This window comes from Tannerella forsythia 92A2 (assembly GCF_000238215.1).
GTDB classification, from domain to species: domain Bacteria; phylum Bacteroidota; class Bacteroidia; order Bacteroidales; family Tannerellaceae; genus Tannerella; species Tannerella forsythia.
In genome coordinates, this window is record NC_016610.1 from 1,216,861 (window position 1) to 1,234,071 (window position 17,211).

Genomic DNA, 17,211 nt, shown 5'->3' on the forward strand with positions numbered 1-17,211 from the left:
AGTCCACAAATGTAAGGAGTTTTTACGGTATACCAAATATTTTTCTTTAATTTTGGCGAATGATCCCGTAACAGGTAGGGATCGTGAATTGTATGAGCAAAATAAAGGACTTTCAAAAAGTTGCATTCAAAGATGTTTCGTTTGCTGATCTGATGAATAAGCGTATATATAATGTGCTGCTGATTGCAACGGAATACGATACGTTCATGCTCGAAGATGACGGGCGAGTGGATGAGCAGATTTTCAATGAATACATGTCGCTGAGCTTGCGTTATCCACCGCGATTCACACAGGTTTCGACCGAAGCGGAAGCCTTACGGGAGCTGGCCAATCGGACATTCGAACTGATCATTTTCATGCCGAACATGATGGAGGCCGATATTTTCGGCGCTCCGAAAGAAATTAAACAACAGTTCCCGGCCATTCCGATTGTGGTTTTGACGCCTTTCTCGAAAGAAGTAACAAGACGTGTGGTGAATGAAGATTTAAGCGTTATCGATTACGTCTTCAGTTGGCTGGGGAATTCGGACCTGCTTCTGGCGATCATCAAACTGATTGAAGACAACATGAACGCGCCGGACGACACAGCCAGCGTAGGGGTACAGATCATCCTGCTGGTCGAAGACTCCATACGCTTCTACTCTTCGGCACTGCCGCATCTTTACAAAGTTGTATTGGAACAAAGTCAGGAATTTGCCAAAGAAGCACTGAATGATCATCAGCGGACGCTTCGGATGCGCGGAAGGCCGAAGATCAAGCTGGCACGCACCTACGAAGAAGCAACAGCTATATATGACCGGTATCGTGAACATATTCTGGGTATCGTTTCCGATATGAGCTTTACGCGTGAGGGAAAGAAAGATATGCTGGCAGGCTACCGTTTCGGGCAATATGTGCGTGAAACAGGACCGGTGACACCGATCATTATGGAATCCTCCGAATCGAGCAATCGCGAATATGCCCGAAAACTGGGCGCTTCATTTATCGATAAGAATTCCAAGAGTTATCCGCAAGATTTGCGTGAAAAAATTATGCGACGCTTCGGCTTTGGCGACTTTGTGATCCTGGAACCTGAAACAAAAGAGGAGATTATGCGTATCAAAGACCTGAAAGGATTACAACATCAGATTTTTAATATTCCGGAACGCTCGCTCAGGTATCATCTTTCGCGCAATCACTTTTCGCGTTTCTTCTATTCACGCGCGATGTTTCCGCCGGCTGAACTGCTGAAACAGATTGATGTGAACATGTGCGCGGACTTGAATGATGCACGGCAACTTATTTTCGATGTCATCGTACAGTATCGGCAGATGAAGAACTCCGGGGTTGTGGCTGTTTATCAGAAAGAACGATTTGACGAGTACAGTAATTTTGCACGTATCGGCGAGGGATCACTCGGAGGTAAAGGGCGGGGACTGGCTTTTATCGGTGCGATGATCAAACGCTATCCGATGCTGGATCAGGAGAACTTTCCGGTCAACATCCCTAAAACGGTTGTTCTCTGCACCGATATCTTCGATGAGTTTATGGAAACGAACCGTCTGTATCCACTGGCATTGAGTGATATCAGCGACGAGGAGATGCTTAGCCGTTTCTTGGAGGCCGAACTTCCGAAGAGGTTGGTCGACGATCTGATGGCTTTCTTCGAAGTGGTGAAGCGCCCGATCGCGGTTCGTTCGTCGAGTTTGCTCGAAGATGCCCATTATCAGCCGTTCGCAGGTGTCTATTCGACGTATATGGTGCCTAATATGGACAATAAAAACGAGATGCTGCGGGCGGTGAGCGATGCCGTCAAAGGGGTTTATGCGTCTGTGTTTTATCGCGACAGTAAGGCTTATATGACGGCTACAAGCAACCTGATCGATCAGGAAAAAATGGCCGTCGTGCTTCAGGAAGTCGTCGGCGTACGGTTTAACGACCGTCTCTATCCGCTGATCAGTGGAGTGGCACGCTCCCTGAACTTTTATCCCATTGGCAAGGAGAAGGCCGAAGACGGTATTGTCAACATTGCTTTGGGATTGGGTAAATACATTGTCGACGGTGGCGTTACGCTGCGTTTTTCACCTCGTCATCCTCGCAATATCTTGCAGATGAGCACAACCGAATTTGCCTTGAAGGAGACGCAGACCCATTTTCTGGCATTAGATATGAAGAATATGCCAACCCGTTTTTCGGTCGACGACTCGTTCAATTTGATACGTTTGGGAGTTAAAGATGCCGATGAAGATGGGGCATTGAAGTTTATCGTCTCGACATACGAGCCTCATGACCAGATCATCCGTGACGGTTATTACCCCGGCGGACGGAAAATCTTGTCGTTTGCAAATATTTTGCAGCATGATATGTTTCCGTTAGCTAAAACGCTTGACACCTTGCTCCAGATCGGTCAGAAAGAAATGGGACGTCCGGTCGAGATTGAATTTGCAGTCAATATTCATCCGCAAAAACGCGATCGTGCATCGTTTTATTTGCTGCAAATCCGCCCGATCGTCGATCAAAAAGAAATGATAGACGAAGATCTGAAGCGCGTGGATCCGAACGATACGATTCTCTGGTCGCCCAACTCACTGGGACACGGCATCTCGAATGATGTGCACGATGTGCTGTACGTCAAGACCGCATCTTTCGATTCGTCCCGGACGCAAACGATTGCAGCAGAAATCGAGGCGATCAATCGTGAATTTTCCGGTAGAGGTTGTTACTATGTGTTGGTCGGTCCTGGTCGATGGGGTAGTCATGACCCGTGGCTCGGTATTCCGGTAAAATGGCCGCATATCAGTCATGCACGAGTGATCGTGGAATACAGTTTGGACCATTACCGGATGGACCCGAGTCAGGGGACGCACTTTTTCCAGAACTTGACGTCGTGCGGTGCAGGCTATTTTACGATTCATCCTTCGTTTGGCGGAGGTACGTTCGATGAAGCGTTTCTGAATGCACAACCGGCTTTACGGGAGACGGAGTATCTGCGGCTCGTACATTTCGAGCATCCGATAACGATCAAAATAGACGGCCGCCAAGGGTTAGGTGTCGTGATGAAACCTAATGAACAAACACAGGAGTGATCTTTGTTTTATAAGGCAAAGAGTTTACGGACATAAAATAAAAGGAAATTAATCCCGTTTTCCGGAAAGGATGGCTATCTTTGCGGAGATAAATGTAAGCCATTAGCCATTAGAAGCGTATGAAGAAAATTGTTATTTCACTGTTTTTGATGACCGGATGTTGTCTGACATATGGGCAGCGTACGCATCAATTCGAGTCGCCCGAGCGGTTATTTAACGAGGGGAAAGAGTTATTTCATTTACGAAACTATCCCGGTTGCTCCGACAAACTGAACGCTTATAAAGCACAATCGACCAATCGCGATCTGATTCAGGAAGCAGACTATATGCTGGCCTGCGTCGCTTTCGGACAAGATCATCCGGCAGCCATCGAGATACTCGAGAACTATCTGACGACTTATCCCGACACACGTCATGGAGACGAAATTTGCTTCATGCTTGGCTCAACTTCCTTTGCACAGGAGAATTATCAGGCAGCGATCGAATGGTTTAATCGCTCCGAAATCGATTACCTCGACGAAGAGCAACAGGAGGCTTATGCGTTCCGTATGGCTTATGCTTTATTGCAGACCGACGATCTGCGCACGGCGCGGAACTACTTTGCCCGCATCCAACAGGTCGGACATAAGTACAAAGAAGCTTCCGGGTATTATTTGGCTTATATCGATTATGCCACAGGCAACTATGAAAAAGCCTTGACCGGATTTAACCGGCTGAAAAATAGTCTGACTTATCGCGAACAGGCTCTTTATTACATCACCCAGATCAATTTTATTGAAAATCGTTACGACCGGGTCATCGCAGATGGTGAAGAGCTCTTGCGAGCTTACCCGAATAGTGCGAATAATTCGGAGATATACCGGTTATTGGGAAACGCCTACTACCGGAACGGCGAGCCATCGAAAGCGATTGATCGGCTGGAAAAATATGTGGCTCATACGGATTCCGTACTTCGTGGCGATATGTATATTTTAGGTGTCTGCCACTATAATCAAGGCAATTATGACCAGGCGATCGAAGCGTTGACTGAAGCCATTGATGAAGAAGATGCATTGACACAAAATGCCTACCTCTATTTAGGACAGTCTTACCTCAAGACGAATGATAAAAATAAGGCACGCATGGCCTTTGAGATGGCCACGACATCCGAATTCGACAAGCAGGTGCAGGAAACGGCCATGTATAACTACGCTCTGCTGATTCATGAGACGTCATTTTCCGGATTTGGCGAGTCAGTCACCATTTTCGAAGATTTCCTGAACCGTTTTCCGGACTCGAAATACACGGACAAAGTAAACGATTACTTGGCTGAAGTGTATCTTACCACAAAGAATTATGAAGCAGCATTGGCTTCGATCGAAAAGATACGCCAACCGGGAGCCAAGATCCAAGCTGCGCGTCAAAACGTATTATTCCGATTGGGAACACAGGCTTTTGCTAACCAACAGCCCGAGAAGGCCGTCGATTACTTCAACAGCGCCATCGCATTAGGGAACTATGACAAGGAAGTCTATAGCGACGCCTACTTCTGGCGTGGAGAGGCTTATTACCGTCAGCATAACTTCAGTGATGCGGCCTCAGACTTCCGTGCCTTCGCAGCAAATACGCCTGACCGAGCCTCCGATGCTTATGCGCTTGCACATTACAATCTGGGGTATTGCTATTTCAAGCAGAAGAACTACGAAGCGGCACATTCAGCTTTCCGGCAGTATGTCGACCTCGAAAAAAACACATCGGCGATATCGCTGGCCGATGCCTATAACCGAATCGGCGACTGCCTGTTCCATAACCGTCAGTTCACGTCGGCCGAAGAGCAATACACACGCGCCGCGTCATTGCAGCCTTCGAGCGGAGATTATGCGCTTTATCAGAAAGGATTCCTTCTGGGATTGCAGAAAGATTACAAAGGAAAGATCAGTCTGATGGACCGGGTTATCCGTGAATATCCCGAATCCCCCTACGCAGACGATGCCTTGTATGAGAAAGGGCGTTCGTATGTGCTGATGGAAAACTACGATCTGGCGGCCGACGCTTTCAAAGAACTGCAACAGCGTTTCCCACAGAGCAGTCTGGCACGGAAATCGGGTTTGCAACTCGGCCTTTTGTACTTTAACAATAACCAGCCTGAGCGGTCCGTCGAAGCCTATAAGAAAGTGATCAGCGACTATCCGGGCAGTGAAGAAGCAATGACAGCCGTACAGGACCTGAAATCGGTCTATGTGGATATGAACGATGTGGCATCGTATGCAAGCTATGTCAACTCGCTTGGAAATACATCGACCCGATTGGGTGCGAGCGAGCAGGATTCTTTAACGTATTTTGCTGCCGAGAAACTCTTTATGCGTGGCGATAATGAGGGAGCGTTCCGAAGTTTGAACAATTATTTGCAACAGTTTCCACAGGGAGCATTCAGTCCGAATGCCAATTATTATCTGGCTCAGATTGCATTCAATCAGAAAAATTACGACGAAGCAAGAGCAAGGTATACGGCGGTAGCCGAAAGCGGCAATACGAAATTTCTCGAAGAGTCGGTAGCACGCAAAGCCGAGGTGGAATACCTGCAAAAAGATTGTGCCGAGGCCATCAAGAGTTTCAAATGGCTGGCAGTTATCGCTGAAACGGCTCATAATCGTGAGGCGGCCAGACTGGGTATTATGCGCTGTGCCCGGCAGACAGGACAACAGACCGAAGCCTTGCTGGCAGCCGATGAACTGCTAAAAAGTTCGAAACTCAGACCCGAAGTAGAGGCCGAAGCCCGTTACTTGCGTGCTCAATCGTATCTCGGCTTGGGTGAAGAAAATAAAGCCCGGGTCGATCTGCAGGCACTGAGTAAAGATACGCATACGGTTTACGGAGCTGAGGCTAAATACTTATTAGCTCAGTCTTATTACGACGGAAACGAGCTTGACAAGGCCGAAAAGGAATTGCTGAACTTCATTGAGAAAGGTACAACCCATCGTTACTGGCTTGCACGCGGATTCGTGTTGCTCTCTGACGTGTATGTTCGGAAAGGAGATAAATTTCAAGCACGTCAATACCTCACAAGCCTGCAAAAGAATTACAAAGGCAATGATGACATTGCCGGAATGATAACGGAACGACTCGCAAAACTGAAATAAAGAAAAGGATAGTCGAAATGTCAATGAAAAAAATGAAGAAGATGACAACGAAGAACCAAATACGGATATCGATCGCAGCTGTTTTATTAAGTAGCAGTCTGACGCTTGCGGCTCAGGAAAAGGAAACGAAATTGAACCGTGAAATGACGCTCGAACGCGAATATGATCCGAGTGTACAAGATGCGAATAAGGTCAATCGCCTCCCCGACCTGAAAGAGCCGAAAGAGCCGAAGCATACGATCGAATATTCACCGTTCACCCTGCCGGCCGATCCGGAAAAGGAGATCGTCGTGCTTCCTTCGGGTAAAATCATGACGGCCATCCCTTACAACAAACGTCGCGGGTATCTTCGTCTCGGTACGGGAATGAACATGAATGTAGAAGGAGATTTCGGCTATCATCTTTTAAATAACCGGACGGATTTCCTGAATGTTTTCTTTTCCCACCGTTCGACGAGTAGCAAGCTAAAAGACTACGATGGAAGCGGCATGAAACAAAAAGCCAAGCTCAATGATAACCTCGGAGGAATCCATTTTCATCATCATTTCGACTTTGGCACGTTGCGCCTCGGAGGGAAATATGGCTACATAGGGTTTAACTATTATGGTTTCCCCTTAGACTCGCTCTACCGAATCCAACAACCGAGCAACAATCTGCTGCTACCACAGAGTTACCCCGCTGATCGCGAGAAGAATCAGGTAAACCAAACCATGAACGCATACGTTGGCATCCGATCGAAAGAAGACGCCTTGCTTGGCTATCTGCTCAATATTGAATATCAGCGCTTCGGACAAAAATACGGACATACCGTCGACGTGGATGGCATACGTGAAAATCGATTCACTCTTCAACTGGGCTTTAGCTCACGTTTCAGTAATAACACTCAACGGGTAGGTCTTGCCGGTAAGCTGAACTATTTCAACTATACGTATCCTTCGAACAATAAGGGAGGTGATACCCTTGCCTTCGGCTATCAAAATCACGCCCAAATCACCGTGACGCCTTATTACCGTTACGCAGATGATAACTGGAAGTTACAGTTAGGAGCCAACGTGATGCTCATTACCGGCGATTCGTCCAAACTTTTTCTGTCGCCGAATATCTCGGCCGAAGGAAAGATAGCGGATAAGACGGTGCTATACCTCTATGCCGGAGGCGGTATTGGAATGAACGATGCGCGTTCGATCTCACAACTGAACCGTTATACGGATCATGGGTTAATGGTGAAACCGTCGCGTACATGGTTAGATTTGGAGTTGGGCATCCGAAGCGGCTTCGTTTCGAACATGTGGATGGAATTCTTCGGTGGTTACAAAATTACGGAAAATGAGGTGTTTTTCGTTCCGGCTAATTATGTCGGAGCCAAGCACGATTTTGGGAATTACAGCTTCGCTTATCAGCCGGACGCTTCGCTGTTTCGCGTCGGTGCGTCGTTGAAGTATGCCTATCAGAAATGGGTTGATGCCTCGATCAAAGGCGTGTACCATAACTGGTCATTGCGCGACGGAGATGGCAATACGTGGCTCTCCGGCAAAGGGAATGGTTATAAAAGGGCTTACGGACGCCCCGAGTTGGAACTTCATGCCGATCTTGTCGTCCGTCCGTTCCGTCCGCTAACGCTGGCATTGGGATATTATTTAGGTGCGAATCGTTATACGCTGTTCCATCAGAAAGAAATTAAGCTGTCGAACATCAACGATCTGAATCTTACGGCAACGTATAACTTCAACGATACGTTCGGCGCTTATATAAAGGTGAATAATATGTTGAACAGTCAGCAGGAACTATGGTATGCTTACCCTACTCAGCAGTTTCATGTGCTGGCGGGTGTCAACCTCAATTTCTGATTCACTGATTATACAGATTCCTGTCGAAGAAATCGAGGATTTCGATCTCGCTCTGATATGCGCGATGGGCAGGACTGTCAGGGTTCAGTTCCATCGCTGCTAAATAGTTATTTAATGCTTCGCGGCTGTTGCCCTGCTTACGATAGGCATTGCCACGTAAGAAAAAGGCTTCGTCCGACTCGGGATGGTCGGTCAGGTAGGCATCAAGCCGGCGGATAGCGTCGGCAGTTTGGCCTTCACGGATGAGTTGTTTTATCTCGTTCATGTTCATGCAGCAAAGATAGGGACTTGTTTGTGAACGGGAAGATCATCCGCTGTAAAAATCGTATAAAGATAAAAACGGCGCTGTCTCTGAAGTGGGAGCAGCGCCGTTCGATTGTATATCAATACCGGTAGATGTCCGACTTGAACGGCCCGTTTACCGGAACGCCGATATAATCGGCTTGTTTTTGGGTGAGTTTCGTGAGTTTGACGCCGACCCGCTCGAGATGCAGCCGTGCCACTTCTTCGTCGAGGTGTTTCGGTAGACAGTAAACGCCAACTTCGTACTTCTTTTGCCAGAGATCGATCTGTGCCAATGTCTGGTTCGTAAACGAGTTACTCATTACGAAGGAGGGATGTCCGGTTGCACAGCCGAGGTTGACAAGACGGCCTTCGGCCAACAGGAAAATCGAATGCCCGTCGGGGAAAGTGTATTTGTCGACCTGAGGTTTGATATTTTGATGCTTGATACCGGGGAATGTCATCAGTTTTTCGACTTGAATCTCATTGTCGAAGTGTCCGATGTTGCAAACGATCGCCTGATCTTTCATCGCCTTCATGTGGTCGATGGTGATGACATCGCAGTTACCGGTTGTGGTTACAAAGATATCGCCTTCTTTTATACCTTCTTCCATGGTTGTTACTTCAAAGCCTTCCATCGAAGCCTGTAGTGCACAGATGGGGTCTATCTCCGTTACGATCACACGGGCCCCATACGAACGCATCGAATGAGCGCAGCCTTTGCCTACATCGCCGTAGCCGGCTACTACCACGACCTTTCCGGCAATCATCACATCGGTAGCGCGCTTAATCCCGTCGGCCAGCGACTCGCGGCAGCCGTATAGATTGTCAAACTTCGATTTCGTTACCGAGTCGTTTACATTGATAGCAGGCACGAGCAGTTCGCCGCGCTCCATCATCTGATAGAGACGATGTACACCGGTTGTTGTTTCTTCCGATACGCCTTTCATTTCCTTAAGCATATTGTGCCAGCGTTGCGGGTTTTCCTTATGGATACTTTCGAGGAGGTTCAGAATCACTTGTTCCTCGTGATTGGCTGCTTTGCGTTTAAGGATCCGGGGATCGTTTTCGGCCGCATATCCCTGATGGAAGAGCAGCGAGGCGTCTCCTCCGTCGTCGACAATGAGGTTCGGGCCTTTACCGTCGGGGAAACGTAGCGCCTGATCAGTACACCACCAATATTCTTCAAGCGTTTCGCCTTTCCACGCAAATACGGGCACGCCGGCCTTGGCGATAGCCGCTGCCGCATGGTCTTGCGTAGAGAAGATGTTACAACTTGCCCAGCGTACATCGGCGCCAAGGTCTACGAGTGTCTCGATCAGAACGGCGGTCTGAATGGTCATGTGCAGCGATCCGGTGATGCGTGCACCTTGAAGCGGTTTCTTATCCGCATATTTTTTGCGCAGCGCCATCAGCCCCGGCATTTCGTGTTCGGCGATTTCGATTTCCTTGCGTCCGAAATCCGCCAGTGTAATGTCTGCCACTTTATAGGGCAGCGTGTTCGTTGTTTCCTTTGCCATAACTTTCTTGTATGATTTTATGGCGCAAAGGTATGAAAATTTTGGATATGCTTTTTCCCCAACGCTCCGCTTCGCTACATATTGGACTGAATTAAGGCACCCTTTCAGGGCTGTTTTTTTATTGTTCGTTGTCAATGGTTAGCGTTTTTTTGCCGGATATCATGGAATAACCATTAACCATTGACAATTTTTCCGAGATTGGTTTTCTGTGCAAATTGACGAAGAGACGGGAAAGCTGTTTTCCTCTCCTCCCGGAGTTTTCGTATCTTTTCGTATCTTTGCCGTGTTTTTTTATGTAATAGAATGACAAGGCATCAGGTTATGAAGTCATAAATCCGCTTATGGAGAGGAAAGAAATTTACATCACCGGTGCGGGGATTGTTTCGGCTATCGGGATCGGTAAGGCGGAGACACTCGACGCGTTAATGAACCGGCGTACCGGAGTTGATCCCGTACGATACCTGCAAACGACGCATACCGGGTTGCCTGTGGGTGAAGTGAAGTTTACCGATAATGAGTTGCGTGAGATGTCGCAGTTGATGCCTTCAGACGCATTTATACGCTCGTCGTTGTTAGCCATTCCGGCTGTGCGCGAAGCAATGGAACAGGCACGGATCAATCGTTCTGCAGCGTTGCGCATCGCTTTTCTTTCGGGGATCACCGTTGGAGGGATGGACAAAGCGGAGCGATACTACACCGATTTTCTCACGAACGATTCTAAAAATATTTATATCGAACTGAACGATTGCGGCTCATGTACCGAGCAAATTGCCGATTACTTCGGATGCTTCGGTATGGTTTCGACGGTTGTGACGGCTTGCTCTTCGTCAGCGAATACGCTGATGATGGGATGTGACCTGATTCGCGATGGACGGGCCGATGTCGTCGTAGCCGGCGGATGCGAATGCCTCTCGCGCTATCATGTGAATGGCTTCAATACGCTAATGATCCTCGATCATGAGGTTTGTCGGCCGTTCGATCGTGACCGGGCAGGGATTAATCTGGGAGAAGGCGCTGGATATCTCGTGCTCGAGTCGGCAGAAACGGCGCTGTGTCGGGGAGTGAAGCCTATCGGTAAAATATCGGGTTACGGCAATGCTTGCGACGCATATCATCCGACAGCCTCGTCGTCCGACGGTCTCGGAGCATACTTGGCGATGAAAGGAGCGATAGACGATGCGGGAGTAAAGCCCGAAGACATCGGTCACCTCAATGCGCACGGCACAGGTACTCCCAATAACGATTTGACCGAAGGATTGGCCGTCATGCGCCTCTTCGGCGAACGGATACCACCGATTTCATCGGTCAAGGCTTATATCGGACATACGACAAGTGCAGCCGGAAGCATCGAAGCTATCGTTTCCCTGTTAGCCCTCGAGCACAACTTCCTGCCGGTAAACCTGAATTTCCGCAATCAAATCAAAGAGCACAGTTTCGTACCGATAACGAACCCGGAGCCGCAACGTCCCTTGCATCACGTGCTCTCCAACTCGTTCGGCTTCGGAGGCAACGACTCCGCGATCATCTTATCCAAAAGCTAACCGCTCATGTCTGTCTATCTTCAATCAGCCCGGCAAATCTCTGTGCAACAACCTCTCTCCGACGAGTGGTTTGACCATCCCATAGCATACGGCAAGAAGTATGTGCCTACACTCGACCCGCAATTCTCCGATTATCTTTCTCCCCTGATGTCGCGCCGTATGTGTACGCTCCTCAAGCGTGCGGTCGTCGTGTCTCGTCTAACGCTCAAGGATGCGGACGTCGAAAGGCCCGATGCCATCATCAGCGGCACAGGACTCGGATGTATCGCAAACACGGAGCAGTTTCTCCTCTCCATCATGGAGAACAACGAACAATTGCTCCAGCCCACCTTTTTCATGCAATCGACACACAATATCCTGAGCGCGACGATTGCCATTGATCTGAAATGTCACGGGTATAATAATACGTATGTGCATCGCGGTACGTCGTTCGATCAAGCCTTGCTTGATGCTCTCCTGCAATTCGGGAGAGGAAAAGTCGAGACGGTGCTGGTCGGCGGATACGATGAACTGACGGAGCATTATTATCGCTTCTTCGACCGTCTCGGGAAGTGGGACTTCGAACCCGGAAAATGCTTTGCCGGCGAAACAGCTGTCAGCATGTTGCTCGGCAACGAGAAAGGTGCTCGTACGCTCTGCCGGATCGACGGCGTAGAGTTGATGTATCGTCCGACACCTGTACAGATGCGCGGAACGCTCGACAGATTGCTTTCCGGGGCCGGTTGTGAACCGACGGAGATCGATGCCGTATTGACGGGTCTCAATACGCACCGACAAAACGATGCGGTGTATCACGATGTGATGGCACACCTTTTCGAACACTGTCCGACAATGCAATACAAACACCTCTTCGGCGAATCGTTTTCTTCGTCCGCATTGGGCGTATATGTGGCTGCCACTTGCCTGCATCGTCGGGAAGTACCGTCACACCTGCTTTGCGGGCGTACGAAAGCTCTGCCCGACCTCAAGAGGATTCTCGTCTATAACCATTACAACAATAAAGCTCATTCTTTCATTCTTTTGTCATCATGCTGAAGCTACTCTGCTGCTCAACCGTTCAATGCCTGTTTCTTGTAGCGGGACAAATCTTCCTGAAATGTGCGATGGCCGAAATCGGGACTTTCTCGTGGACTTGGAAGTTCTTTCGTCAAGCCATGTTCAGCTGGCAGCTTCTCGCTTCGGGATTGTCGATGGTTGTGGCGTCATTCATCTGGTTTTACATACTGAAACATTACGAACTGTCCTTAGCCTATCCTCTGATCAGCATCAGCTATATCTTCGGCACGTTGGCAGCCATTTTCTTTTTTCACGAAACTGTCCCTTTCACACGGTGGATGGGTGTTTTACTGATTATGGGAGGAGTTGTGCTGTTGACCAGATAAAGAAAAGAAGAACAAACAATCGAACGAATGGCATACTCGAGTATTATCACGAATTCATATGTACGGATTGACCAGGAACCGGCCAGCGTCGGACACAGGGTTTTGGCGCGGACGATTGACTCTCTTTTGCTGTTTGCTTACGTTTTATTGATCTCCGTGCTCTGTGGTATTTATATCAATCTCACAGAAAAAAAAGAAATAGACCTCGTGCTGGCGATCATGATAGTCGTATGTTTTCTGCCTGCCCTGTGTTATTCGCTCCTTTGGGAAGTTTTCAATCGAGGGCAATCGCCCGGAAAACGATTCGCAGGCATACGTGTCGTGATGAGAGATGGAAGCCCCCCTTCATTTTCTGCCTACTTGCTGCGTTGGGTGATGCTGATCATCGATCTGTATATGTCGTGCATCGGACTGATCCCGATGATTCTGACCCGTAACAACCAACGATTCGGCGATCTTGCCGGCGGAACCCTCGTGGTCAAAGAAAACGATTTTCGAGGGATACAGCTTATCTTTCACGAACTTCGTCATTTGACGGAAGACTATCATCCGATCTTCCCGCAGGCCGAACATCTTTCGCTCGAACAAATGAATCTGATCGCTGAAACCTTATCGGACAAGACAAACAAACGCTCGCAGCGCATTCATCAATTAGCGTTACAGGCCCGCAGTTTTCTGAAGATTGAAACAACAATCCCGGACGAGCATTTCCTCCGCACTCTCATGCGCGATTACCAATATTACACACTGGAAGAAATCTGATTGATGATGACGAACTCCTATTCTGTGATCCGCTTTATTTGGAGACATTAAAATCATTACTTTTACAACCATTTAAGAAAGAAAAGGTGAAAATCGGAACAATAGATTTGGGAGAACGGCCGGTCATGCTGGCACCGATGGAAGATGTGACAGACATTTCGTTTCGTCTGATGTGTAAGCAATTCGGGGCGGACATGGTCTATACCGAATTTGTATCGAGCGATGCATTAATCCGTCAGGTAAGCAAGACGGAAGAGAAACTCAAAGTTTCGGACGAAGAGCGTCCCGTGGCAATACAAATCTACGGCCGGGAAGTGATGCCTATGGTTGAAGCGGCACAAATTTGCGAAGCAGCACATCCTGACATGCTCGACATCAATTTCGGTTGCCCGGTCAAGAAAGTGGCGAATAAAGGGGCCGGGGCCGGGATGTTACGCAACCTCCCGCTGATGCTTGAGATAACACGTGCCGTAGTGAAAGCCGTAAATATTCCCGTAACGGTAAAGACGCGTCTTGGCTGGGATGCCGATCATCGCATTATCGTCGAACTGGCCGAGCAGTTGCAGGACTGCGGCATTGCAGCCCTCACGATCCACGGACGCACACGTGCACAAATGTACACCGGCGAGGCCGACTGGACGCTCATCGGCGCCGTAAAAGAAAACCCACGCATGCATATCCCCATTATCGGTAACGGCGACATCACATCGGCCAAACGGTGTAAAGAAGCCTTTGAGTGTTACGGGGTAGACGGTATAATGATCGGACGTGCGAGTATCGGACAACCGTGGATTTTCCGCGAAGTAAAACATTTTTTACAGACAGGAGAATCGCTCCGCCCTGAGTCGTTCGTATGGTATCTCAATATCCTGAAACGACAGGTGCGACAAAGTGTGGAACGGCTCGACGAACGGCGCGGCATCCTTCATATCCGTCGACATCTGGCCGTAACCCCTCTGTTTAAAGGCATCCCCGATTTCAAATCGACACGGGTAGCCATGTTGCGTGCCGAGACCGTGGCGGAACTTTTCGAAATCATGGACGGAGTCGAGGAGATCATCCGCGATAAGCACCCCACGGCGGATCAGTGAACCAGAAAGGCTTTTTTGACACGCCGGCGGTTGCCGTCGGCGTGATAAAGCTCGGCAAAAAAGATATATACACCAGACGACAGGCGGCTTCCGTCTGTTCCTGTACCATCCCACGAGATTTCGCCGTTAGGCGTTAGCAACTGGTTGTTTGCTATTTCCGCCATTCTCTTCCCATTGGGTGTATACACCTCGATCCGGCAACGATAACCCGTTTCATCCGTTCGGTAAGATATAACGTAACGGTCGGTAGTATGGAGATATTCGGGAGGTTGGATGGAAAACGAATAGTCGGCCTGTGTATCCCTGAACTGTGAATTTCTGTAGCCGGGCGTCGCGTAGCCTGCTTCCGAAGCCGCCGAAGTCCAGTTCGAAGCCTCTTCCGACGCTCCGTCGGGACGGATACGCTCCAACGACACACCTTTCATATGTCTGATCGCCGCATCATGCCACTTCGATGAGTAAGCGACCTTGTCGATAATGAGAGAGTCGAACTTTCGCAACAGAACGATCGTGGCTTCACTGTTATGCAGGACAGGTAATTTGAGTTCATGGATCCGTTCGGGAAAAGGAGTCGTATAAAACTCGATCACACCACTACGACTTGAGGTCAGGACGAGATATTCGTCGGCCGCAAGAGAGTCTTTGACCGATGTCAGAGGGTATCGCGTACCGATTTCACCGTTTGCCTTTCGGATCGCAAAAGTAAGGCTGTTTACCGGCAATATCCGTCCCGAACGATTATAGAGCTCGATGAATTCGCTTCCGCCGACGAATGGATCGAATAAAATCTCATTCACGACGATTTCACCGGGCTCGATTTTTATCGGCTCTTCAGGCGTCGGATCAGGTTGGGCCGGAGGGACTGGCGGTTGAGGAGGCGTAGGCTCGGGTGGTGAAGCAGGTGACGAATTAACCGTACCCGGCGTACCTCCTCGCGGGTCGGTACAGAGATGCCACGTACTATCCGACCCGCGTTCGTGCGATTTTCCGGCTACGGCTTTCGGGTAGTCGTAGGCGTGAATCATAAGCCCATCCGAGTTTTTTAAGGCGATATGCTTACCGCCATTGGCCAGATTCGCAGGGAACTTCTTTAAACCTATCCCCAGTGCCTCAGAAGGGATCACGATCTCCCGCCCTTCGTGATAAAGCACTGCATACCTGCCGGCAGGTAGCATAACATCGGGCAGGGCAACCGTCGTTCTATCGTAGATAAAAGCCCATCCCTTCAGTGAAAGAGTTTTGTCCGAAGCATTGTAGATTTCGATATATTCTGTTTCCGGCAATGCCGTCAGTCCTTTCGGATTGGCCATCACTTCGTTCAGCAATACATCGCCCGGCTTTGATGGATCAGACGTTTGTGCCCGCAAGAAGACCGGCATAAGTATCAAACTGATGAGTAGCATCATGTGTTTCATTGTACTTCCCTCCTTGTTTCTCTGGCTGCAACGGATGAAAAATGTAAGGCGGATACCGTTTGCCGCATTTGTTTTTCTATCTTTGCAGCCGTATTTGAAGATTTCTGTTACAAATATACAACGAAAATAGTAAACATTCCATATCTTTCTATACACAACGAATAAAGATGAAAGTAGCAATTGTTGGAGTAAGCGGTGCGGTGGGACAGGAGTTCCTTCGTGTGTTCGAAGAGAGAAATTTCCTGATGGACGAGCTGGTACTGTTCGGTTCGTCGCGTAGCGCAGGACGTGAATATACGTTTCGAGGGAAACCGTATATCGTCAAAGAACTGAAACACAATGACGATTTCAAAAGCATCGATGTGGCTTTTACTTCGGCCGGAGGCGGTACTTCTATGGAATATGCCGAAACCATCACGAAACACGGCACGGTGATGATCGACAATTCAAGTACTTTCCGGATGGATGAAGACGTCCCTCTGGTCGTACCCGAAATCAATCCCGAAGATGCGCTGACACGCCCTAAAGGAATCATCGCAAACCCGAACTGTTCGACGATTCAGATGGTTGTTGCGTTGAACGTGATCGAAAAACTCTCGCATATCAAACGTGTGCATGTGGCAACGTATCAGGCTGCCAGCGGAGCGGGAGCGGCTGCGATGGACGAGCTGATAAAACAGTATGCGCAGCTTCTCAAAGGTGAAGAACCGACGGTCGAAAAATTTGCCTATCAACTTGCTTACAATCTGATTCCGCAAATCGACGTATTCACCGAAAACGGCTACACGAAGGAGGAGATGAAGATGTACGGCGAGACTCGCAAAATCATGCATTCCGACATTGAGGTGAGTGCAACGTGCATACGTGTTCCGGTGATGCGTGCGCACAGCGAAGCAATCTGGGTAGAGACAGAGCGTCCCGTCTCGGTCGAAGAGGCAAAAGAAGCGTTCGCACGAGCCGAAGGGGTCATCTTGCAGGATGATCCGGCTAAGAAAGATTATCCGATGCCGCTCTTCGTAGCCGGGAAAGACCCTGTTTACGTAGGCCGTATCCGCAAAGACCTTGCCCATCCGAACGGATTAACGTTCTGGGCGGTCAGCGACCAGATCAAAAAGGGAGCGGCTCTGAACGCGGTACAGATTGCCGAATACCTGCTCAAAGCCGGAGGCCTCGGCTAAGATCAAAAA

The 17,211-nt window shown here is 48.9% G+C and carries 12 protein-coding genes; 9 read left to right on the forward strand and 3 right to left on the reverse strand.

Translation table 11 applies throughout. The annotated features are described in order from the left end of the window. The first annotated feature begins 92 nt into the window (after window positions 1–92). From BFO_RS04915 to BFO_RS04925, 3 genes are all read left to right on the forward strand, one after another. A complete protein-coding gene (locus BFO_RS04915) occupies window positions 93–3,065 on the forward strand; it encodes a PEP/pyruvate-binding domain-containing protein (RefSeq protein WP_041590683.1) in 2,973 nt (990 codons plus the stop codon). 119 nt (window positions 3,066–3,184) lie between these two features. Then, window positions 3,185–6,184: a tetratricopeptide repeat protein gene (locus BFO_RS04920; protein ID WP_014224538.1), complete on the forward strand. Its 3,000-nt coding sequence runs from the start codon at window positions 3,185–3,187 to the stop codon at window positions 6,182–6,184. 32 nt (window positions 6,185–6,216) lie between these two features. Then, complete coding sequence (locus BFO_RS04925; protein WP_244262947.1) at window positions 6,217–8,031, forward strand: TonB-dependent receptor; 1,815 nt, start codon at window positions 6,217–6,219, stop codon at window positions 8,029–8,031. A gap of 1 nt (window position 8,032) precedes the next feature. Here BFO_RS04925 and BFO_RS04930 read toward each other — a convergent pair whose 3' ends face one another. Next, window positions 8,033–8,296 carry a tetratricopeptide repeat protein gene (locus BFO_RS04930; RefSeq protein ID WP_041591137.1) on the reverse strand — a complete coding sequence of 88 codons (264 nt, stop codon included), beginning with the start codon at window positions 8,294–8,296 and terminating at the stop codon, window positions 8,033–8,035. Window positions 8,297–8,414: 118 nt separating this feature from the next. Next, a complete protein-coding gene (gene ahcY, locus BFO_RS04935; protein ID WP_014224542.1) occupies window positions 8,415–9,833 on the reverse strand; it encodes an adenosylhomocysteinase in 1,419 nt (472 codons plus the stop codon). A 341-nt stretch (window positions 9,834–10,174) separates the two neighbouring features. Here ahcY and BFO_RS04940 point away from each other — a divergent pair, with 341 nt between their 5' ends. The 5 genes from BFO_RS04940 (at window position 10,175) to dusB (ending at window position 14,609) form a co-directional block, all read left to right on the forward strand. After that, complete coding sequence (locus BFO_RS04940; RefSeq protein WP_014224544.1) at window positions 10,175–11,374, forward strand: beta-ketoacyl-[acyl-carrier-protein] synthase family protein; 1,200 nt, start codon at window positions 10,175–10,177, stop codon at window positions 11,372–11,374. Window positions 11,375–11,380: 6 nt separating this feature from the next. Then, the gene (locus BFO_RS04945) at window positions 11,381–12,409 is read left to right on the forward strand and encodes a beta-ketoacyl synthase chain length factor (RefSeq protein ID WP_014224545.1); all 1,029 of its coding nucleotides are present in this window, start codon (window positions 11,381–11,383) and stop codon (window positions 12,407–12,409) included. Then, window positions 12,403–12,756 (forward strand): EamA family transporter, encoded by a 354-nt coding sequence (locus tag BFO_RS04950; RefSeq protein ID WP_041590685.1) that lies wholly within the window; start codon window positions 12,403–12,405, stop codon window positions 12,754–12,756. Before BFO_RS04945 ends, BFO_RS04950 begins: the two co-directional genes overlap by 7 nt. A gap of 27 nt (window positions 12,757–12,783) precedes the next feature. Beyond that, on the forward strand, window positions 12,784–13,518 hold the full coding sequence (locus BFO_RS04955; protein WP_014224547.1) for an RDD family protein: 735 nt from the start codon (window positions 12,784–12,786) through the stop codon (window positions 13,516–13,518). Between the two features lie 86 nt (window positions 13,519–13,604). Further along, complete coding sequence (dusB, locus tag BFO_RS04960; protein WP_041590686.1) at window positions 13,605–14,609, forward strand: tRNA dihydrouridine synthase DusB; 1,005 nt, start codon at window positions 13,605–13,607, stop codon at window positions 14,607–14,609. On the opposite strand, the gene BFO_RS04965 is transcribed toward dusB, so the two are convergent. Next, on the reverse strand, window positions 14,603–16,024 hold the full coding sequence (locus BFO_RS04965; RefSeq protein ID WP_157755292.1) for a lamin tail domain-containing protein: 1,422 nt from the start codon (window positions 16,022–16,024) through the stop codon (window positions 14,603–14,605). The two genes, dusB and BFO_RS04965, sit on opposite strands and share 7 nt — an antisense overlap. Window positions 16,025–16,191: 167 nt before the next feature. Between BFO_RS04965 and BFO_RS04970 the strand changes: the two genes are divergently transcribed. After that, window positions 16,192–17,202 (forward strand): aspartate-semialdehyde dehydrogenase, encoded by a 1,011-nt coding sequence (locus tag BFO_RS04970; RefSeq protein ID WP_014224550.1) that lies wholly within the window; start codon window positions 16,192–16,194, stop codon window positions 17,200–17,202. Window positions 17,203–17,211: the final 9 nt, after the last annotated feature.